This window comes from Mucilaginibacter sp. Mucisp86, assembly GCF_047324315.1.
Lineage (GTDB): Bacteria > Bacteroidota > Bacteroidia > Sphingobacteriales > Sphingobacteriaceae > Mucilaginibacter.
Genome location: NZ_CP168503.1, coordinates 744795 through 768897, shown reverse-complemented (window position 1 = coordinate 768897; position 24103 = coordinate 744795). Strand labels below are relative to the sequence as shown.

Here is a 24103-nt window from a genome sequence, read left to right as displayed (position 1 = left end):
CAACCTGCAAATTCTTCATCTCAAGTATGCAAGGCATGCGTTGTTGCTGTTAATTCTTTACAGCATGCATGGTGTGTTTAAGTGCAGGCTTGCTGCAGTTTGCCTTAGCTTAATAATTACCATCCCCTAATCAATTCTTTACGGTTACAAAAGATTCATAACGCGGGCAAATTATGCCTGCTAAGGCGATAGCCATGCTTTTTGTACCGTAAGGCGTCAAAAATTAATCTCAATTATTAATTATCATGTTAAAAATTTACAAACTATTACTGGCAATTATATTGCCTTTTATTCTCGTCCAAACGGTTGCGGGGCAATCCGTTAAAATAAGCGGAGTGGTAACCGCCAAGTCAGATGGGTTGCCGTTGCCAGGTGTCAGCGTATCTGTTAAGGGTAAAACTACGGGTGCACAAACTAATGTTGATGGTAAGTTTATCATCAATGCCAATGTTAACGATGTGCTCAGGGTTAGCTACATCGGCTTTACAACCCAGGAAATCCCTGTTACGCAAAATACATCTACCTTAAATGTGGTTTTGGTTGAAGCACCAAATTCGCTGAATGAGGTAGTGATAACGGCCCTCAATATCTCAAAGGATAAAAAATCGCTGGGCTACGCGGTGCAGGGTTTAAAATCGAAAGATATTTCTGAAGCTAAAGAAACCAACTTTGTAAATGCGCTGACTGGTAAAATTGCCGGTGTGCAGGTAACCAACAGCCAGGGCGACATGGGCTCATCCCGTATCATCATCCGTGGAGAAACGTCTATCTCACGGGAAAACCAACCTTTATTTGTAGTTGATGGGGTTATTGTCGATAACAGCCAGTTTTTGGGCACCAATGGTTCAAGGGATTTCTCCAATGCCATTTCAGATCTGAATTCTGAAGACATTGAATCGGTAAGCGTATTGAAAGGACCCAACGCGGCAGCGCTTTATGGTTCACGTGCGGCGGCGGGCGTTATCCTCATTCGTACTAAAACCGGCAAAGGCGCAAAAGGATTAGGTGTTACCATAAACTCTAATACCAGTTTTTCAAATGTGCAGGTGTTGCCCGATTATCAAAACCAATACGGTCAGGGCTCAAATGGTAAATTCAGCTATGTAGATGGTAAAGGTGGCGGCGTTAACGATGGTGTTGACGAAAGCTGGGGCCCTGCTTTGGATGGTTCGCTGATCCCGCAGTTTTATTCAAATGGCCAGGCTGTGCCTTTCGTGGCGCATCCCGATAACGTAAAAGACTTTTTTAAAACCGGCGTAACGCTTAATAACGGCATCGCGATAGCAAGCAGCAACGATAAAAGCGATTTCAGGTTGTCATATAATAACCTGCACCAAACCGGTATTGTACCTAATACTTCACAAGGGCGTAACTCTTTTGCTTTAAATTCAAGCTATCGTATTAATAACAAATTAACAGTAAATACTATTGTTGATTATAGTAAAGATGATGCTGATAACCTGCCCGGTGCATATGGCAAACGCGCAACCAGTACCATGCTGCAATTTACATGGTTTGGCCGCCAGGTTGATATCAACAGGCTTAAAAATTATAAAGATGCTAACGGTAATACCTTTAACTGGAACAACAGTTACTATAGCAACCCATACTGGCTGGCTTATGAAAACACGGTTGGTCAGCATAAAAACCACCTGATAGGTAGCATCGAATTGAATTATAAGATCATCGACGGCTTATCGGCCAACTTCCGTACCGGTACAGATTATTATAATGATCGTCGTAAGATCAAAGTGGCTTACGGCACCAACGGGACGCCGTTTGGGTCATACGAAGAGGATGCTTACAGTGTAAACGAAAACAACACCGAAGCCAGGTTACAATACACCAAAAAGCTGAACAATGATTTTTCGCTTGATGTATTTGGTGGCGGCAACATAGCGGTTAGAACAAATGAACGTAATGATCAGCTGGCACCTAAACTTGCAGTTGCAGGTTTATATACCTTGAGCAATTCCCGCGATCCGTTGGTTTCAACCAATGAGTATTATAAATCAAAAACCTACAGTTATTTTGGCTCGGCCCAGCTTGGTTTCCGGAATTACGCGTTCGTTAACTTCACAACCCGTAATGATTGGTCATCAACTTTGCCGGCAGATGCGCTGTCATATTTTTACCCTTCAATTAACGGAAGTTTAGTGCTGTCGGAAGCATTGGATATTAAAAGCGATGTACTTACTTATGCGAAGATAAGAGGTGGTTGGTCTAAAGTGGGCAAACCTGCTGATCCTTACCAGTTGATTAATGTTTTCACATCTTCAAACCTTTTTGGCTCAAATCCGCAGCAAAGTTCGGGGTCTACTTATCTGAATTATCGTCTTAAACCTGAAACCACGAGGTCAGCGGAGGCCGGTTTTGAATTGGGCTTTTTCCACGATAGGGTACACTTAGACGTAAGCGGTTATAACACTAATAGTGTTAATCAGATTCTTACAGTACAGGTAAGTTCATCAACGGGTTACGGCTATAAGGTGATAAACGGGGGCCGCATCAACAATAAGGGTGTTGAAGTTCAGTTGGGTATCACACCAATTAAATCGAATAGCTTTACCTGGGATATAACTACCAACTATTCGTTAAATCGGGGTAAGGTGGCATCGCTTGATGCTGACGGCCGTCTGCAAAACGTAGTTCTCGGAACAGATCGTACAGTACAGGTCTTAGCAGCTGTCGGCCAGCCTTATGGTGCGCTTTACGGTACTGCTTATACACGCGATGCTTCAGGTCAGATCATTATTGATGCTAACGGCACACCGGTATTCAACACTACCAAACGTTATTTGGGTAAATTCACTCCAAATTGGCTGGGAAGCATCAACAATAGCTTTACCTACAAAGGCATTAACCTGAGCTTTTTGGTTGATGCGCGTTTCGGCGGGTCAATTTATTCAAACACCAACCGTACCGGTACTTATACCGGCGTATTGGCCTCAACTTTACCGGGCCGTGGTGCAGCTAACGGTGGTTTAAGCTATTACTATCCGGGCAACAACACTTCGGCAGCAGCGGTACAAGTTACCGGCGCGGCTCCTGCAGGAGTAACAGTTTATAATGATGGTATGATATTTAAAGGCGTTAAGGCCGATGGCTCGCCAAATACCACTATTATCCCTGCACAATCATACTATAAAGGCTTCACCAATATCGACGAAGCATTTGTATACGATGCCTCATACATCAAGCTTCGCGAAGTGAAACTGGGTTATTCTTTACCTGCTAAATGGGTGAATAAAATAGGTTTCCAGGGCGCCACATTCTCGGTAGTAGGCCGTAACCTGTGGATCATTCATAAAAACGCGCCGAACATTGATCCGGAAACAGCCTTTAACGCAGGCAATGGCCAGGGCCTGGAAGACCTTACCCTGCCTACTGTACGCAACATCGGTTTTAACGTAAACCTTAAATTCTAAAACATCATGAAAATTAAATATATCAGCATATTATCCGCCGCGGTTTTATTATCGGTAACATCGTGCAAAAAAGATCTGTTAAAGATCAACCAAAACCCTAACGGCTCGCAAACGGCGCAACCCGATTATTTGTTGACTGCAGCTACCAAAGCAACTTCAGATACCTACTGGGGCGTAGCCAATAACATGGATGCCAGTTTGCTGTTCGTGCAATACTGGTCTAAAATTCAATATACCGACCCCGACAGGTATATTTATGCCAGTAGCGCGTTTGAGGAACTCTGGAGTACAGGCTATTCAAAAAGCATTGTAAACCTTAATCAGATCATCAAACTTGCCGATGCCCAGGGTAATGCCAACTATAAAGGGGTTGCCTTAGTACTGCGCTCATGGACATTTAGTTTATTGACCGAAGCTTATGGTAATATCCCTTATAAACAAGCAACCAATATCGATCAATACCTTACCCCGGCTTATGACTCCCAAAAAGATGTTTATTTTGCGCTGTTAGATGATTTGAAAGCCGCTCAAACAGCGCTTGATCCGTCGGGCAAAGCCATAGCGGGCGATGTGATCTATAGCAACAATATTGCGTCATGGAAAAAGTTTGCGAACTCATTAAGGCTTCGCATTGCCTTACGTATTGCGGACAGGGAACCGGCCAGGGCCAAGCAGGTACTGGCTGATATCCAGGCCGAAGGCGGCTCGTATATCAGCTCGAACGCTGAAACCGCGCAGCTGGTTTATTTAGATTCGCCCAATCAAAACCCGGTGAGCAATCTGTTTGATACGCGCGATGACTACCGTATCAGCAAAACTATAGTTGATAAGCTGTTTGCACTTAACGATCCACGTTTATCTATATATGCAGCCAAAACACAGGATGCCACACCTCAAACCTATGTTGGTTTGCCAAACGGTTTGTTGGTGGGCGATGCCAGCAACTACGGTTTTACCAAAACTTCAAAACCGGGCACTTATTTCAGGGCTCCGCATGCCCCGGCTGTGATATTAAGCTATGCCGAAAGCTTGTTTGACAGGGCAGAGGCTGCTGCACGTGGTTTTACTACCGAAGATGCTGCTTCATTATACGGACAGGCCGTTACTGCTGCGTTGGCCCAATACAGCATCGCTTCGGCAGATATTGCAACTTATATAGCACAGCCGGCTGTTAAATACGACGCATCTAACTACAAAAAATCAATTGGCGAGCAAAAATGGTTAGCCCTGTTTGGTCAGGGATTAGAAGGTTGGACAGAATGGCGCAGGCTTGATTATCCGCAACTGCAACCCGCAGTTGCCGGTACCCTGAATGGTAAAATACCTGTAAGGTTTATTTATCCGGGTACAGAGCAATCGTTAAACAAAACTAATTATCAGTCGGCGGTGGCAGCACAGGGAGCCGATGCGCTTACCACAAAGCTTTGGTTTGATGTAAACTAAGCAAAACATTATTTTATTAAATAATTTGAAAAACGGGTTTCCTCAGCAGGAAATCCGTTTTTTTATGGAAAATAAAGTTGAAATTTGCGGCATGATTATCAGGAAGAAAGAGCATTGGTTCAGGATGCTGTTTATCTGGCACGGCTCCGTACTGCCGCGACTATTGCCCCGCCTGGGTTTGTTGTTAGTGTTATCGGTAATTATAGTATACCTTCATGGCTCCCTGTTTTCGTTCAAGGTGCCTTTAAATCCAGCACCATTTACTTTATTTGGTTTAGCGCTTGCCTTGTTTTTAGGCTTCCGGAACAATGCCAGCTATGACCGTTTTTGGGAAGGCCGGAAATTGTGGGGAGCATTGCTGAATGATACCCGTTCACTTGCGCGACAGTCTTTTTTTGCTGCAGGTTATCAACCTGATGATCAGGAACCGAAAGATTTTGTTCAAATGCTCATTACCTTAACTTATAGTCTTAAACACCAGCTACGCGGCACCGATGCCCGTGCCGATCTTGAGCAGAGGTTACCGGCTGAATTAGCATCGCGGATAGGAGCAGCTAAATATAAACCCATCATGCTTTTGAGCGAAATGAGTGGTTGGGTGCATACAGCTAAGCAGCAGGGTAAAATTGATTCCATCATACAAGTTGCATTTGAGGAAAACTTTAATAAACTATCAGACATTGTTGGTGGTTGCGAAAGGATAGCCTCAACGCCTATTCCGTACAGTTACCGGGTATTATTGCACCGAACAGTTTATTTGTATTGTTTTATGCTGCCCTTTGGTTTGGTTGACAGCCTGGGCTGGCTCACACCATTTATTGTGGTATTTATTGCTTATACCTTTGTTGCGTTTGAAGCCATTGCCGATGAAATTGAGGAGCCTTTCGGAACAGAAGATAATGACCTGGCTTTAAACGCCATGTGCCGGATGATAGAAAGAACATTACTTGAAATTGCCGGACGGCCGCTGCCCGATTTTAAAGAATCTGAAACGCGGATCATCGATTAACACTGCCTTATCCCGCATAACAAAAATAAAATAACAAAAAGCCAGAGACGAGCGTTTCTCGTAAGTAAGGTAACATCAATTAATAGCGAGTGAAAATAGAAGAAACTGTGATTTTGGTTGATCGCGATGATCAGGAAACAGGTACTATGGAAAAAATGGAGGCGCATTTGCAGGGTAAACTGCATCGTGCATTTTCCGTTTTTATATTTAACAAAAAAGGCGAGCTGTTATTGCAACAACGTGCCGATGGTAAATACCACTCGGGCGGTAAGTGGACAAACACCTGCTGCAGTCATCCAAGACCCGCCGAAACCAATATCGACGGAGCAAATCGCAGGTTGCAGGAAGAAATGGGCATGGCCGCCGAACTTAACTTTGCATTTTCTTTTATTTACTGTGCCGCAATTCAGGATGATATTATTGAAAATGAGTTTGACCATGTGTTCTTTGGTCTTACTGATGAATTACCCGTGCCCGATCCGGATGAAGTATCTGCATTTAAATACATAACCATGCCACAATTGGCCGCCGAATTGGAAAGTAACCCTGGCAATTATACCGCCTGGCTGGCTATCTGTTTTGATGAAGTGATGGCGCATTACCGGCAATTAATTATGCCTGTTTTGCCATAACTTCAGCTATAATCCGGGTTGCAATTTTCTAATAATCAGGCTGAATGAGTTTTTTCTGTAACGGGTATTTTACATTTTTTGTAATATTGTTGTACTTTCGACAATTAATTAGGTAGCTTTAATCTTCCAATTATTTGTGTAATTCACAGCCTGCAACGTGTTAATGAAAAAGGGATCCTTTGTCTGTTTTGTTCTTTTTTTGATCTTTTCCTCGGCCCGTGCCCAGTCGCCAATCAAAAACAAGATCCTCAACTATTCGTTAAAAAATGGTCTTTCTTTTGGTATTGTTAATAGTATTACCCAGGATGACAAGGGATTTATGTGGTTTGCCACCAACGATGGACTTAATCGTTTTGATGGTACAACCTTTAAAGTTTTTAAATCGCGCGCGGGCGATTCTACCGCATTGGCCAGTAATTATGTACAAAAGGTTTTATGCGATGTGCGTGGTAATATCTGGGTATCATCGCGCAATGGCTTAAGCAAGCTGGATACCCGCACCGAAAAGTTTATACACTATAAACTCAAGCTAAACAAGTCGGTAAAAAGCGACATCGGTAATATCATCCAAAGCCGTGACGGTAACCTGTGGATCACATCTTACAACCTGGGCTTCTCATATTTTGATATTAAAACCGCCAGTTTCAACAACTATACCCAAATCAATCTGCCCCGTTTGGCAAGTAACCGTGTAATTTGTTTGTTTGAAGATTCAAAAGGCCTGTTGTGGGTAGGTACGCAGGAGGGGGGCATTAACATATTTAAACATAACGGCGGGCTGATCAATAAAAGCGAAGGCTGGGCACCGCAAATCCCTAATTTGCCTGCTACAAGGATCAACGATATTTTTGAAGACCATTTCCATAACATTTGGATCGCTACCGGCAGCGGGCTGGTTTATTATAATCGCCAGGCTAATAAGTTTACATTACTGCAAGCCAATCAACCAGGTATTAAAAGTAAAAGGTACATATCGCTAAGTGAAGATAATGACAGGCAATTACTTGTTGGCCTGCAGGACGGAGGGCTTTTTAAGCTCAACATAGGTTCAGATCCAAACTATAACACGGCCAATTATTTTTTACAGCCTGTAACGGGGGATGACGGTTTTTATCTTACCCAGCGTTCTGTACAAACCCTGTTTACAGATAAGGACAAAAACGTTTGGGTGGGTACCTATGGTGATGGTATCTACATGATCAGCAGTATTAAAGAGAAGTTTTCGCTGATCACCAAAAAAAAGTATGAAACCAGCGGTGAAAGCCCGGTAAGGTTTTACGGCATGAGCCAGGATAAGGATGGCTTTTTATGGCTCGGAACCGATGGCGAAGGGCTTTTTAAAACCAGCCGGAACGGTACACTCATCAAACAATATAAGGCCGATGGCAGGCCGGGTAGTATTACTGATAACGCCATCCTGTATGGGTATACCGATCAGGACGGCAATACCTGGTTTGGCACCTACGCTAAAGGATTGCTGCTTTATAATAAAAAATCAGATTCGTTTACATCATTTGCGCACAATGCAGCAGATAGTAAAAGTCTTGGAGGAAATGATGTACGTGTAATTTACCAGGACGGCCATAAAAACCTTTGGGTTGGCACAAATGGTGGCGGTTTAAGCTTGTTTGATCCGGTAACCAAAACGTTCAGCAATTACACACCTGCAAACAGCGGCATTACAGCTTATGATGTACGTGCAATTACTGAAGATGATAAAGGCAATCTTTGGATTGGTACTTATGGCGGCGGTCTGGATTTTTATGATGCAAAGCAAAAGAAATTCAGCAGGTATTTTAAACCGGCCGACGAAAAGAATAACCTGCCGGGCCAGGTAATATTTTATCTCAATGCCGATAAACACCGGCGGCTTTGGATAGCTACAGAAGGGGATGGCTTGATAGCGTATGATCTTAAAAATGGTACGTTTAAAAAGTTCAATGAAACCAACGGCCTTGCCAACAATACAGTTTCTGCTTTTAAGGAAGTAGCCGATGGCACATTGTGGCTGAGTACCAACAAGGGGCTTTCAAACCTTAATCCGGCAACGGGTAAAATTTTGAACTATGATCAGTCTGACGGGCTGCAGGCGGGACAATTTAATGCGGGCTCTGTTTTGTTTGACGCGGCAAATAGCTTGATGTATTTTGGTGGGACTGAAGGACTGAATTTTTTTGATCCCGGAAAAGTAAATCAAAGCAGTTATAAGCCCAAAGTTATTATAACAGGCCTGCAGATTTTTGGTAAACAGGTTGAAGTTGGCGAGCTTGATAAAAATCATACAGTATTACCCGAGGCCATTAGTGAAGCACGGCAAATTACATTGCAGCCCGATCAGTCGGTATTTTCTATCCAGTATGCTTCGTTGAACTATACTTACCCTGATAAGGGCGGCTTTGCTTATAAACTTGACGGACTTGATAAAACCTGGAACTATGTTGGTAACCAGCGATTGGCTACCTACCGTTATCTTGAACCCGGCGATTACGTGTTTAGAGTAAAGGCTTGCAACCAGGACGGCTTATGGTTTGATGATTATACTACATTGCAGGTTAAGATCCTGCCACCCTGGTATAAAACATGGTGGGCGTATTTAATTTACATAGCCGCCGCCGGGCTTGTTACCTATTACTACATGCTATACAGGGCACGCCAAACCAGGCTTAAATATGAAGTTAAGGTAGCCCAACTTTCGGCCGAAAAAGATAAAGAGCTTAATGAGCGTAAACTCTCGTTTTTTACCAATATCTCACATGAGTTCCGTACGCCGCTAACGCTGATCATCAACCCGGTAAAGGATATGCTGTTCGGAAAAAATGAAGATACCGATGATGCCGGCAATTTGCATATTATTTACCGTAACGCACGCCGCCTGCTGAGTTTGGTTGATCAGTTGCTGCTTTTCAGAAAGGCTGAAAGCGATACTGATAAGCTTAAAATAGTAAAGCTTAATATCGTTTCGCTTTGCCATGAGGTGTTTTTGTGTTTTAATCACCAGGCACGCACTAAACATATCCAGTTTGATTTTATTAGCGAAAAAGATACCATAGAGATTTACGCCGACAGGGAGAAAATGGAAATTGCGTTGTTTAACCTCATCTCCAATGCGTTGAAGTTTACGCCGGAATTTGGCATAGTAAGCTGTACGATAACCGATTTTAACGATAAGATCACCATCGAAATAAAAGATAGCGGTTGCGGCATAGCCGAGGGTACCGGCGATCAATTATTCGGCAAGTTTTACCAGTTGCAAAATTCGGTGCCCCTGGCAGGCGGCTTCGGTATTGGGCTTTACCTGGTTAAAGCATTTATTGAAAACCACAAAGGCAGCATCAGTTATACAAGCGAGCAGGGGCAGGGGACGGTATTTCATGTATCGCTGTTAAAAGGGAGGGAGCATTTTGGACAGCAATTTGTTTTTGAAGATGTTGCCGAAACTTCGGTATTCCTGGATGAGCTGATGGAGAATAAGGGCGAATTAGCTGCTGTTGAGGTTGAAAATACTACAGCAGCTAAAAGTTCTGAAGCATTAAGCTCCGATACTAAAACCATGCTGCTGATTGACGATAACCAGCAGATCCGTACTTACCTTAAACAGATCTTTACCGGCGAATTTGAGATTTTTGAGGCCGATAACGGTACAGATGGCCTTGACCTTGTTTATCATCTTGTGCCCGATATTGTGATAAGTGACGTAATGATGCAGGGCTTAAGCGGTATTGAGGTATGCAGCCGTATTAAGGAAGACCCTGTACTGAACCACATACCAGTGATATTGCTTACCGCCAGTTCTTCGCCTGAGATAAAGCTGAAAGGGATTGAGGGAGGGGCTGATGACTATATCAGCAAGCCTTTTGAAAAGGAGATCCTGGTAGCACGTGTAAACGGTATCCTGAAGAGCAGGAACAACCTGCAAAAGTATTTTTATAACGAGATAACACTTAATAAGTCAAACGACCTGAAGATTTCGCAGGAGTACAAGGAATTCCTGGAAAAATGCCTCCTGATAGTTGAGCAGCACTTAACTGATCCCGATTTCAGCATTAAAACACTTGCTGCCGAAATTGGTATGAGCCATTCTAACTTGTACAAGCGTATCAAATCAATCTCAGGGCAATCGGCAAATAGTTTTATCCGTTTTATCCGCCTGCGTAAGGCTGCCGAGATCTTGTTAACAACCGATAGCACAGTTTATGAAACTGCCTACAAGGTGGGCTTAAATGATCTCAAATATTTCAGGGAACAATTCAATAAGCTGTTTGGGATAAACCCGTCTGATTACATTAAGAAATATCGTAAGCCATTTCACAACAATTACAATGTGAACCGCGACGTGATTAAGGAGAATTGATAATATTAACTCATCCGCTCTGTAATCCGCCGGATCAGGCTCTCTCCGGTTTCGCCGCAAAGAGAGTGTTGAGAAATAAAAAAATCCCCTCTTTCCGGGTTGCTGCGTGTACACATCTTTTAAATAAAAGAAAATGTCATTTCGATAGAGCAGGAGCGGGCTGTGTTGTGGAGCGAAAGAGAAATCTTATACGCCTTGTGGAGCCGTATGGAAGATTTAAAGCATGATGTATAAGATTTCTCCTCCCCCAACCACACAACCTCAGCTGGTTCGTTCGAAATGACAATCGATTTTATTCATTAATATTTATTGACCGGATGTGTACACGCAGTAACTTTCTGAGCGTACAACGAGCGCAGCAATACCCGGAGCAGTAAATACCCCAATTTATTTTTGTCCCCCTGACAGTATTGATTTACCCCCTGTTTAAAAAGTGCTCAAAATGCTGTTTTTAAGCGCTTTTTTATGATTTACCCCCTGTCTTAATCAGAATTTACCCCTCACTCATTTTTGCTTTAAAACGCAATTTAGCCCTACCAATAACCAAGGTTTAAACCAAACTTTTGTACTGTGCATGAAAGTTACCTGGAAAAAGGAGGCGGTAATTAATCAAAAGCCAATCTGTTTTCGGGTTTTATGCACCTCGCTTTGCAAGGTTTTTACCGATTAAAAAACCAATTTTTTAAAACCATATGAAACCAAATTTACTCGAAAAGGATTCTCCCCATCGGAAAAGATCACCCCGCTTTTTCGTAGTTGCGGCCAGCATGGCCGTTGCTTGTTTCGCTACAGTCCAAATGCCGGTAATGGCTTTTGCGGGTACCGTTAATGAGCAGCGCTTACCTGATGTCAGAATTAGCGGTAAAGTAACCGACGAAAAAGGCGAAACGTTACCAGGTGTAAGCGTATCTTTAAAAGGGACATCAACAGGTGTGGTTACCGACATTAACGGTAAGTTTAGCCTTAACGTTCCCAATGCTTCATCGGGCACACTGGTGTTTAGCTACATCGGTTACACCTCACAAGAAGTGGCGCTGAACGGACAAACCACCATCAACGTACAATTAACTGCCGATTCAAAATCATTGAACGAGGTAGTGGTTGTAGGTTACGGTACGCAGAAAAAAGCAACCTTAACAGGTTCTATTTCGCAGGTAAAAGGTGCTGAATTGGTAAAAAGCCCTCAGCCCAACTTATCAAACTCATTGGCCGGCCGTTTTTCAGGCGTAATAGTAAATAACCGTAGCGGTGAGCCGGGTTATGACGGTTCGAGCATCACTATTCGTGGGCAAGCTACTACAGGCAGCAACGATGTACTTGTCGTAGTTGATGGTGTGCCAGGACAGATAGGCGGTTTGGAAAGGCTTGATCCTAACGATATTGAAAGTATGTCGGTATTAAAAGACGCTTCTGCTGCTATTTATGGTAATAGGGCGGCAAACGGTGTTATTTTGGTTACTACCAAGCGTGGTAAAACAGGTAAGCCAACTATTAATTATAGTTTCAATCAAGGTTTTAGCTCGCCAACCCGCCTGCCAAAAATGGCCGACGCGGCGACCTATGCTCAGATCATGAATGAGATTAACTATTATGCAAGTCCAACACAGGGTTTAAATCAGTCTTACTCCGCCGATCAAATTCAGAAGTTCAAAGACGGATCTGATCCGCTTAACTATCCAAATACTGACTGGGAAAAACAAACGCTTAAAGGTACTGCTTTGCAAAACCAACACAGCCTTTCTGTTGCAGGCGGTAGTGAAGATGTAAAGTACTTTGTATCGTTGGGTACTATTTATCAGGATGGGATTTACAAGAATGGGGTTACCAAATATCATCAATATAATTTTCGTTCAAATATTGATGCCAATGTAACCAAGCGTTTAAAAGTTGGTTTATCGCTGTCCGGCCGCCAGGAAGACAGGATTTTTCCGCAGATAGGCGCGGGTGATGTATTCCGTTCGGTATACAGGGCTAAGCCTATTGTTGCGGCGTACTATCCAAACGGCTTACCTACGAGGGGAATTGAAGGTAGTAACCCTGCTGTAGCTGTAACTGATATTGGTGGCACCAACAATAATCCAAAACAGGTATTTAACGGTATTTTAAGAGGCAGCTATTCCATTCCTGGTATTGAAGGCTTATCGCTTGATGGTTTCTTTTCTGTAGATAAATCATATACGTTTGATAAAAACTTTAGCAAACCATATGTTTTATACAGCTACGATCCAGCGGCGGATGTTTACAACCAATCAATAGTTGGCGGAAATAATAATAAGGCTACGTTATTTGAGTCCCAAAATAACGAATCGCTTATTACCTCAAACATCAAGCTAAATTTTACGAGGAAGTTTGGCTTGCATGATATCAATGCTTTTGTTGGTTATGAGCAAAGTAAAAATCATCTTGAATATTTTGATGCTACCCGTTATAATTATCTATCAACCCAATTACCAGAGTTATCGCAAGGTGGAGGCGCTGCTACAGATTATCTAAACTCAGGTTACAGCTCTAATTATAATCGTCGCAGCGTTATCAGCCGTTTAGCTTATGCTTATGACGAAAAATACCTGTTTGAGGGCCAGTTACGTGCCGATGGCAGTTCGATATTCCCTTCCGGTAAACAATGGGGGTATTTTCCATCAGCTTCTGTTGGTTGGAGAATCTCGAAGGAAAACTGGTTTAAAAACAGTGTGGGCTTTTTTGATGATTTGAAGATAAGGGCATCATATGGTTCACTGGGTAACGACAACGTTAAGGGCTTCCAATATTTTGACAACTATATTTTAGCTAATAATGCCTTTGTTGCATTTGATCCTTCAACCAATTCAAACACAATTCAGCCAAACGTTAAGCTTGTAAAGCTTGCAAATCCAAATATCACCTGGGAAGTTGCAAAAAAACTCGATATAGGTATCAATGCTACATTCCTGCATAACTTTACGGTAGAGGCAATTTATTTTAAGCAAAAAAGATCGGATATTTTAACATCGCGTAACGCTTCGTTGCCTGGCTCATCGGGTATCGTAAACCCTTATGACGATGGAAGCACTAATTATACTCCATTAGTACCATCAGAAAATATTGGTAAAGTAAACAGTCAGGGCTTTGAAGCTACTTTAGGTTATAATCATACCGGCGAAAAATTTAGCTGGGGCGTAAGTGGTAACTTTACCTACGCTAAAAGCAAGGTCATATTTATCGATGAAGCAGTTGGAACTTTAGATTATCAACGTAAAACAGGCCGACCATTAAATACTTACCTGCTTTACAACGCTATAGGTATTTTCCGCACACAGGCAGAGTTGGATAGCTATCCGCATGTACCGGGAGCCCAGGTCGGTGATTTGAAATACGAGGACCTTGTTGTTAATGGTAAAAGTGATGGTAAAATTACTGCCGATGATCAAACCCGTAGCAAATACGGTAACATTCCGCAAATTACTTATGGTTTAAATGTTAACGCGGCTTATAAAAACTTCGACCTTTCGCTTTTATTTTCTGGCCAGGCACAGGTTAGCCAATATGTATTGCCCGAAGCTGGTAGCATAGGCAACTTTTATAGCAGCTGGGCCGATAACAGGTTTAGCCCTTCAAATCCAAACGGCACTTATCCAAAGGTTGCCGATCGTGCATCGAACTCGGTAAACGGTTCATATCAAAACACTTTTTGGCTTAACGATGCTTCATTCGTGAGGCTAAAGAATGTTCAATTAGGTTATAATTTCAATTCGGCTTTCCTTTCGAAAATTAAGCTTGGCGGCTTAAGGGTTTATGCAAGTGCGTTTAACCTGTTTACCATCACGAAAGTAAAAGATTATGACCCTGAAGGTAACAGTGGTAGCGGCCAGTTTTATCCGCAGCAACGAATTATAAACTTAGGTGTTAACGTGAAATTTTAATCAGCAATCAATAATGAAACTACAATATAAAACCCCATTATATGTGATGATATGCGGCGCAATGCTAAGTGTCACAGCATGTAAAAAAGATCTGTTGAATGTGCAGGCAACCGACAGGATCTCAACAGCTGCTATTGAATCAGATACGGCAGTATATGAAGCTTTTGTAACCAATCGTTACATCGGCGAAAGGTTGCAGGATAAAGAGGGCGATGGCTCAAACCCGGGCTTTGGCCGTGGCTTTGAATACAGCATGTGGAGCTCACTCACCGACGAATCCATATATAACAATGACGATGCCACATGGTTGATACAAAGAGGACAGCTTGCTCCCGAAAATTTAGGCGGCGCGGGTGTTCTTTGGGGGCGCAGCTACAGGAGCATCAGGGAGTGTAACTACGCATTAAGTATTTTGCCAAAAATGCCTTTTAGTACTGCACACAAAACGCGTCTTGAAGGCGAGTTGAAGTTTATCAGGGCTTTCCGTTACCAGGACTTGATACGTAATTATGGCGGAGTTGTTTTGATGGGTGATAAGGTAACCAATCTTACCGATAATCTCCAGGACCCTGCCTTGTTTAAACGCGCGTCAATTAAAGAAAGTATTGATTACGCGGTTGCTCAGCTTAATGATGCTGCTTCAAAGCTGCCTTTAGATAATGATGCTTCATGGATTTTAGGACGTGCAACTAAAGGCGCGGCACTGGCTTTAAAATCAAGATTAACACTTTATGCCGCAAGTCCGTTATATGCCGCAGGTACCTGGGCAGATGCGGTTACAGCTGCGCAAGCTGTTATTAGCCTTAATAAGTATGGCATTTACACAGGTGGTTATCGCAACCTGTTTTTAACCAATATAACTAACGAAACCATTTTTGAACGTCTATACACCAAAAATGCCAACCATACCCATCTTGAAATAGCCAATGGACCTAATGGTTACGGTGGTTGGGCAGGTAACACTCCGCTGCAGAATTTAGTTGATGATTATGAAATGGATAACGGTAAAGCCATTACTGATCCATCATCGGGTTACGATGCTACTAAACCTTATGAGCATCGCGATCCAAGGTTTGCGGCCACTATTTTGTATAATGGCGCTCCATACCGTGAAAGATCTATCGAAGCTTTTATTCCGGGCGGTAAGGATAGTAAAGACGGACCTGATAACTGGAACACTACCAAAACAGGTTACTATCTTAAAAAATATATGAACGATGCTTATCCGCTGCAAAACCCATGGGGTAACGCGGGCTTCCAACCATGGATCTATTTCCGTTATGCCGAGATCCTGTTAAACTTTGCTGAGGCGGCTAACGAAGCTTACGGACCGGATGTTGTGCCTTCAGGTTCATCGTTATCTGCACGTACTGCTATTAACCTGATCCGTTCACGTCCGAGTGTTGAGATGCCTGCTCTGCCCGGCGGGCTTTCACAATCGCAAATGCGTGATGCCGTACGTTATGAACGCCGTGTGGAGCTTGCATTTGAAGAACACCGTTTTTACGATGTGCGCCGCTGGAAAATTGCCGATGTTACCGAAAACAAACCTGCTGGTGGTGTGATTATTACTAAAAATGCGAACGGTACATTTACTTATACACCAAAAGTAGCTTTAGACGGTCGTTCATTCAAACCTCAACATTACTGGTTGCCAATACCAAGGGCCGAAATTCAGGCATCTGGTGGCCAGTTACAACAGAACCCTGGTTACTAATAACCAAATATTCCGGGGGAAGAGCTTCTTTCTTCCCCCTTTTTTCTCCCCAATTATAACCTATAGCAAATTATGAAGAACTTAAGTATTGCATTAATAGCGATGTGTTGTTTGGTGGCCGGGTGTAAAAAGGATATCGTATCAGTAAAAAAAACATCAGCTCCGGATGAAGTAAAAACAGGAGATAAAACAGTAACTACAGATTCAACACCGGCAAGTGCGCTGAAAGGCGTTAACTGGGCTGCCGATGGTGATAATTTCAGTGACGGGATACTGGTATTAAGCGGCTTAACATCTGCCGATAGTTATGCCACGGTATCTGCCAAAGCCGATGCCGTATTAACCGGCATCCAAACCAATACAGGTGCCAATACGGTGAGATTACCTGTAAACTACTCAACCGTATCACAAACCTGGTGGAACTCATATACAGGTGTTATTGATAAAGCCCTGAGCAAAGGGATGAACGTGATATTAGGTTACTGGGAAGCCAAATCATCTGAAGACGGGAAGATAGATAACACTACCGAGTTTTGGTCGATGTGGCAAACTATTGTTACCAAATACGGCAGTAATGCACATGTGTACTTTGAAATATTTAACGAGCCACACGGCTATTCATTAACCGACTGGACAACCATTTGTGCCCAGTGGTTAAGTAATTATCCTTCTGTTCCGCAAGGGAGGATCCTGATCAGTGGTACATCTTATTCGCAGGATATTACCGGAGTTGGTGCCGACAGCCGTTTTTCGGGCTGTTTATTGTCGATACATGATTACACCTTTTTCAGCAACGGCACATTGACAACAGCGCTGCAATGGGAAAATCGCTTAAAAGGCAATATCGGCGCTTATAGCAGCCGTGCGGTGCTTACCGAGTTTGGTATCCCTATGACCGGCGGGAAAAACTATACCGGTGCCATAGGCGGCGACCAGGAAATAGCTTATCTGCAGGGTTTAACCAATCAGGCGCGTGCCTTTGGTATGGGTGCGGTTTACTGGCCGGGCGTACGTACCGGCGATAGTTATGCTATTCAGCAATTAAGTGGTACAGGTACAAGTCTTACAGTATCAACCACAAATGCATCGGGCTTAAGCCGCATTAAGTATGCATGGGGCGTAGGTGCCGGTGGTACCGATACATTTTATACAGGCGCATATTACAGGTTTTTAAATGTTAACAGCGGCCAGGCGCTTGATGTTAACGGTGGCTCAACAACCAATGGTGCGGGCATCATACAATGGCCTCAAAATGGAGGGAATAACCAGCAATGGGTTATTGCTGCCAATGGCGGTGGTTACTACAAGATAACTAACCGTAACAGTACGCAGGCCCTTGATGTTAACATGAGCTCAACAGCCAACGGCGCGGGCATTATACAATGGCCGTGGAACGGAGGCAACAACCAGCAATGGCAGCTTACCGCTACCAGCGATGGTATTTATAAAGTAATTAACCGTAACAGCAGCCTTGCGCTTGATGTTAACGGAGCTTCAACCACAAATGGTGCAGGCATCATTCAGTGGCCTTATAGCGGCGCTACTAACCAGCAATGGCAAATAGTGCAACAATAATATTGCAATAAAACAGCACTATTTAGTGCTGTTTTATTTGTTGATTTAAATACGATGATAATAAAAACTACCATAAAAAAAGTACTGCTGGCAGCTTCGGTTTTAGGGCTTAATATCCCTTTGGCAAGCGGCCAGACCAAAGAGGTTACCATTGATATAAACCTTTCAAAAACGTATCAAACCATCAGCAATTTTGGTGCATCGGATGCGTGGTCATGCCAGTTTGTGGGTAACTGGCCGGATGATAAACGTAATAAAATTGCCGACCTGCTTTTTAGCCGGGATAATAACGCCGATGGCTCGCCAAAGGGGATAGGTTTATCGTTGTGGAGGTTTAATATTGGTGCAGGCAGTACACAGCAAGGGAACGAGAGTGGGATTAAAGACGAATGGCGTCGTGCCGAATCATTTTTAAATAGTGATGGCAGCTATAATTGGCAAAACCAGGCAGGGCAGGTTTGGTTTTTGAAGGCCGCCAAACAACGCGGGGTTAAACAGTTTTTAGGTTTTAATAATAGTCCGCCGGTGCAGTTTACCGTTAATGGTAAAGCTTATGCCAATGGCGGTAAGGTAAATATCGCTCCTGATAAATATGATGCCTATGCAACCTTCTTAGCTAAAGTGGTGAAAGGCGTTGAGCAGGTAAGCAAAGTTAAATTTGATTATATAAGCCCCATAAATGAACCGCAATGGGATTGGAGTGATGGCGGACAGGAGGGAGCGCCATATAATAACACCGAGATAGCGGGTGTGATAAAAGCTATCAATAAAGAATTTACAAATAATAAGATTAGCTCAAAGATTTTGGTTGGTGAAGCTGGAAGCATCAACTATTTATTTACTAAAGGCGATAAAGCGGGTAAGGGTAATCAGATCGCTGATTTTTTTAAACCGGGGTCTGTTAATTATATAGGCGATTTGCCATCGGTAGCTAAAACCATTTCGGCACACAGCTATTTTACTACTTCGCCAATGGCGTCATCAGTAAAAGCCCGTACTGTACTCGCAGATAGTGTGGCAACTGTTAACGGACTTAATTTCTGGCAATCTGAATACTGCATTTTGGGCGATAATGCAGGTGAGATGGACGGCAACAAGCGTGATTTGGGTATCGACGCAGGGCTGTATTTGGCATCAGTGATCCATACCGATCTTACAGTAGCCAATGCATCGGCCTGGCAATGGTGGACGTCCATTTCTGCCTATGATTATAAAGATGGCCTCATCTATATCGATAAAAATAAAACCGATGGTAATTTTTATACCAGCAAAATGCTTTGGGCTATGGGTAACTACAGCAGGTTTGTTAATCCCGGCGCGTTACGGGTTGATGCCGGAGTTGCAGCATCTGCAGAGAACAACTCATTATTGGTATCGGCATTTAAAAATGGGAAAAACGTAATTGTAGTTGTGATCAATCCCGGTACTACTGATGTAGCAACAGTGCTTAACGCTAATAGTGCTAAAGTTCAGTTTACAACCTCATATCTGACATCACAGACAAATGAGCTTAAACCGGGTAAAATAACCGGTGATAAAAATGTTATCCCGGCTCGCTCCATCGTCACCTTAACGGGTGTCATTAAGTAGCATTTTATTTCTATCATAAATGAAAAATAACCACTATCTGTTTCTTTTAATCGGCATGTTATTACTGCCCGGCCTGGTAAGAGCGAAGGGTAACGGCAAACCGGTTTTGTTTAATTCGGCCTGGGGTTTCCACAAAGGAGATATTAGCACGGGAATCAGCGGGATTGCTGCTGAAAAGCAATGGAAAACTGTCGATCTTCCGCATGACTGGAGCATTGAAGGGCCTTTTAGTAATGAGTGGGCAAGCGCTACCGGTTATTTACCCGGTGGAATAGGCTGGTATAAAAAGACATTCAATGGTAATGCCGCCTGGAAAGGGAAGCAGGTATATATTTATTTTGATGGGGTATACAAAAACAGTGAGGTATGGATCAACGGGCATTCGTTAGGCAAGCGCCCGAATGGTTTTATCCCGTTCCAATATGAGCTGAGCAAGTATTTAAACTTAAATGGTAAAAACACTATCGCTGTAAAGGTAGATCACAGCGAATTTGCCGATTCACGCTGGTACACCGGTTCGGGCATCTACCGTAATGTGTACGTGATTGTTAAAGACCCCGTACATATTGACCCGTGGGATGTAGCATTTACTACGCCTGATGTTTCGGCCGGCAAAGCTACTGTAAAAGTTAAGGTGAGTGTAACTAACAGTAACGCTGCAGAGGCTAATGTATTGGTTAAGGCAAACCTGCTTGATGCAAAAGGTAAGTTAGCTACCGCTCTGCAAAAACAAATAAAAATAAAACCAGGCGTTCATGAGGTTGAGTTTGAACAACTGCTTTCATCTCCTCAATTATGGGACACCGAAAAAGCAAACCTTTATAAACTCCAGGTATCGCTCAGCCGTAATGGTAAAGCATTCGACGAGATCACGCAATCTGTAGGGATCCGCAGTATCCGTTTTGACAAGGATAAAGGTTTCTTTTTAAATGATAAGAGTACCAAGCTTAAAGGCGTTTGTATCCATGACGATGCCGGGGCGCTGGGGGTAGCCGTACCTGAGGAAGTTTGGGTACGCAGGTTAAAAATATTGAAAGATGCAGGCGTAAACTCGCTTAGGTTAAGCCATAACCCGCATGCCGATTATTTGTACGACTTATGCGACAAAATGGGCTTCCTGGTAATGGACGAAGCTTTTGATGAGTGGGAGGTAGGCAAAAACAAATGGGTAGCCGGCTGGAATGTAGGTACACCCTCAAAAAATGGCTACCACGAATATTTTAAGGAATGGGCCGATCGTGATATCGCAGATATGGTATTACGCTCACGAAATCATCCTTCAATAATTATGTGGAGTATTGGTAACGAGATAGATTATCCTAATGATCCTTACACGCATGAGGTGTTAAACACCGGCCGCAACCCGCAGATCTATGGTAAAGGTTATCTGCCCGATCATCCACCGGCAAGCGAATTAACACCAATTGCCAAACAACTGGTTAAAGCTGTAAAAGCTGTTGACACTACCCGTCCGGTAACAGCCGCGTTGGCGGGTGTAGTAATGTCAAATGAGGTTGGTTACCCCGAAGCGCTTGACGTTGTTGGTTATAACTACCAGGAATATCGCTACCCTGAAGATCACAAAAAATATCCCAACCGTATTATTTACGGCAGCGAGAACGGCATGGCACAACAAGCCTGGAATGCTGTTGACAGTAACGAATACATCCCGGCCCAATACTTATGGACGGGTATCGATTACCTGGGCGAGGCCGGCAAATGGCCGCAACGCAGCAACGGTGCCGGTTTGGTTGATTTGGCCGGGTTTAAAAAGCCGGAGTACTTCTACAGGCAAAGCTTATGGTCGGATAAACCAATGGTTTATGTTGGCGCACGTGCTATAACCAGCACTGAAGACAGGGGCATCTGGAGCCATCGCACTGCCGAGCCGGTTTGGAACTGGCAGCCGGGCAGCAAAATAAAGGTTGATTGCTTTACCAATTGCCAGGAAGCCGAATTATTCCTGAATGGTAAATCGCTCGGTAAGCAATCACGCAACACTGCAAGGGGACAAGTTCCGTCATGGCAGGTTGATTATGAGGCGGGTGAACTTGTTGTTAAAGGATATAACAACGGCATTGAAGTTTGTTCCAACAGTATAAAAACGGCGGGCGATGCCTGGCAGCTTAAAACCTTAGCCGACAATACCTCATTTAAAGGCAATGCAAAAGGGTTAAGCCAGATAGAGGTTTACATTACCGATAAGGATGGCAATCCTTTGTTTAATGCAACCGACGAGGTAACTGTATCCCTAACCGGTCCGGCTAAATTATTAGGACTGGAAAGTGGTAGCACCAGCAGTCATGAAAACTATCAGGCTAATCAACATAAGGCATTACACGGTCGCTTATTAGCTTATGTGCAAACTACCGGTAAGCCGGGTAAGGTGCAGGTGCAATTTAGCGCCGGCAGTCTTAAATCATCAACCGTAACATTAACTGTAAAATAGTCACCCTGAAATATATACAAAATAAATCCTGCATTTTTTCAATTTTATGAAGCTTATAAAACTATTGTTCCTTTTTGTTATCCTGTTTGCATCTGCAAAGCTGCAAGCACAAAGTACCAGTCATACTTTTGCCCTTGGTGATACTGCCTTTCTGCTCGATGGCAAGCCCCTGCAGATCATCTCCGGCGAAATGCACTATACCCGTGTCCCGCGCGAAGCCTGGCGCCAGCGCATGAAAATGGCTAAAGCAATGGGTTTAAACACCATTGGTACCTACGTTTTCTGGAACGTGCATGAGCCCCAAAGAGGGCACTATGATTTTACTGGTAATCATGACATAGCCGAATTTGTGAAGATTGCTAAAGAGGAAGGTCTTTGGGTAATATTACGCCCCAGCCCTTATGTATGTGCCGAGTGGGAGTTTGGCGGCTACCCTTACTGGCTCCAAAATGAGCGGGGCTTAGTTGTGCGCAGCAAGGAGCCTAAATACCTGGAGGCGTATAAAAAATACCTTACCGAAGTAGGTAAACAACTATCTCCACTATTGGTGAACCATGGCGGTAACATTTTGATGGTACAGATTGAGAACGAATATGGCTCATATGGTAATGATAAAGATTACCTGGCCCTTAACCGCAAAATGTTTATTGATGCCGGTTTTGATTGCCAGCTTTATACCTGCGATCCGGAACCTGCCATTAAAGATGGTCATTTACCAGGTTTGCTGCCCGCTATAAACGGTGTTGACGATGTAGCCAAGGTTAAAAGGCTTATTGGTGAAAACCATGACGGCAAAGGCCCTTACTTTATTGCCGAATGGTACCCGGCCTGGTTTGATTGGTGGGGAACTGCACATCATACCATCCCTGCAGATAAATACGTTCCGAAACTTGATTCGGTGCTGGCAGCGGGTATTTCTATCAACATGTATATGTTTCATGGCGGTACAACCCGCGGTTTCATGAACGGCGCAAACTATAACGATCAAAATCCTTACGAACCACAGATCAGCAGTTATGATTACGACGCACCGCTTGATGAGGCCGGTAATGCTACAGATAAATTCATGAAGTTTAGGGCGGTGATCAGCAAGCACCTGCCGGCGGGCGTAACCCTGCCCGAGGTTCCGGCTGCTAAGCCTGCCATGAGCCTTCCTGCAATCAAGTTCACCAAATCAACCAGTTTGTTTGATGAGTTGCCGGCCGCGATGATCAACAGTACACCGCTTGCCTTTGAAGATATGAACCAGGCTTATGGTTTTGCCTTGTACCGTACAACTATTAACGGTGGCAAATCGGGCCTGCTTAAATTGAAAGACCTGCGCGATTACGGTATCGTTTATGTAAACGGCAAACGTGTGGGCATTGTAGACAGGCGCAAATACCAGGATAGCCTGATGATCACTTTACCTAAAGGAAAAGTAACACTGGATATTTTGGTTGAAAACCTTGGCCGTATCAATTTTGGCCCTTATTTGCTTAAAAACAAAAAAGGGATTACAGAAAGCGTGCTGTTTGCCGGCGCCGAGGTTAAAAACTGGAAAATGTATTCGCTCCCTTTTGATGATATCAACAAGGTAAAAGCGAATCCGGCGGCTAAAAAGGTTGTAGCTAATAATGCGCCTCAACTGAAAAAAGCAACCTTTAAGCTTGATAAGTTAGCTGATACCTATTTGGATATGAGCAAATGGGGTAAGGGCATTGTTTGGATCAACGGGCATAACTTAGGCCGCTACTGGTATTATGGCCCGCAACAAACCCTGTATGTGCCGGCTGAATGGCTAAAGACAGGTAATAATGAAATTACTGTACTTGAATTGCTGAAGACATCAGAAAATACGTTAAATGCTATTGATCATCCTATTCTGGATGTTTTAGGGAAGTAAGCTTCTTTGCATTTGTATGAGTCGACCCGAAATAGGTTGACAGATTTAACGATTTCCCGGTTACAAAAGTAGCCGGGATTTTTGTTATAAATAAAAAAAGCGGGTGCCCGGAAAACCGGCCCCGC

Annotated in this window: 11 protein-coding genes; all 11 read left to right on the top strand. The window is 43.4% G+C overall.

The genetic code is table 11. From position 1 onward, the window contains the following. Positions 1–245: 245 nt before the first annotated feature. The 11 genes from ACEN9X_RS03230 to ACEN9X_RS03180 all read left to right on the top strand — a co-directional run bounded on the left by ACEN9X_RS03230 (position 246) and on the right by ACEN9X_RS03180 (position 23978). The gene (locus tag ACEN9X_RS03230; protein WP_413669042.1) at positions 246–3428 is read left to right on the top strand and encodes a SusC/RagA family TonB-linked outer membrane protein; all 3183 of its coding nucleotides are present in this window, start codon (positions 246–248) and stop codon (positions 3426–3428) included. Between the two features lie 6 nt (positions 3429–3434). Next, on the top strand, positions 3435–4871 hold the full coding sequence (locus ACEN9X_RS03225; RefSeq protein WP_413669041.1) for a SusD/RagB family nutrient-binding outer membrane lipoprotein: 1437 nt from the start codon (positions 3435–3437) through the stop codon (positions 4869–4871). Positions 4872–4935: 64 nt separating this feature from the next. Next, on the top strand, positions 4936–5880 hold the full coding sequence (locus ACEN9X_RS03220; protein ID WP_413669040.1) for a bestrophin family protein: 945 nt from the start codon (positions 4936–4938) through the stop codon (positions 5878–5880). 89 nt (positions 5881–5969) lie between these two features. Beyond that, a complete protein-coding gene (idi, locus tag ACEN9X_RS03215; protein WP_413669039.1) occupies positions 5970–6512 on the top strand; it encodes an isopentenyl-diphosphate Delta-isomerase in 543 nt (180 codons plus the stop codon). Positions 6513–6711: 199 nt separating this feature from the next. Then, positions 6712–10863 carry a two-component regulator propeller domain-containing protein gene (locus ACEN9X_RS03210; RefSeq protein WP_413669038.1) on the top strand — a complete coding sequence of 1384 codons (4152 nt, stop codon included), beginning with the start codon at positions 6712–6714 and terminating at the stop codon, positions 10861–10863. A gap of 692 nt (positions 10864–11555) precedes the next feature. Then, complete coding sequence (locus ACEN9X_RS03205) at positions 11556–14762, top strand: SusC/RagA family TonB-linked outer membrane protein (protein ID WP_413669037.1); 3207 nt, start codon at positions 11556–11558, stop codon at positions 14760–14762. A gap of 13 nt (positions 14763–14775) precedes the next feature. Next, entirely contained in the window at positions 14776–16479 is a 1704-nt protein-coding gene (locus ACEN9X_RS03200; RefSeq protein ID WP_413669036.1) for a RagB/SusD family nutrient uptake outer membrane protein, read from the top strand. 72 nt (positions 16480–16551) lie between these two features. After that, positions 16552–18054, top strand: a complete 1503-nt coding sequence (locus tag ACEN9X_RS03195; RefSeq protein WP_413669035.1) for an RICIN domain-containing protein — start codon at positions 16552–16554, stop codon at positions 18052–18054. Between the two features lie 54 nt (positions 18055–18108). Then, on the top strand, positions 18109–19644 hold the full coding sequence (locus ACEN9X_RS03190; RefSeq protein WP_413669034.1) for a glycoside hydrolase: 1536 nt from the start codon (positions 18109–18111) through the stop codon (positions 19642–19644). A gap of 19 nt (positions 19645–19663) precedes the next feature. Continuing rightward, the gene (locus tag ACEN9X_RS03185) at positions 19664–22093 is read left to right on the top strand and encodes a glycoside hydrolase family 2 TIM barrel-domain containing protein (RefSeq protein WP_413669033.1); all 2430 of its coding nucleotides are present in this window, start codon (positions 19664–19666) and stop codon (positions 22091–22093) included. A gap of 46 nt (positions 22094–22139) precedes the next feature. Continuing rightward, on the top strand, positions 22140–23978 hold the full coding sequence (locus ACEN9X_RS03180) for a glycoside hydrolase family 35 protein (protein ID WP_413669032.1): 1839 nt from the start codon (positions 22140–22142) through the stop codon (positions 23976–23978). The last annotated feature ends 125 nt before the right edge of the window (positions 23979–24103 follow it).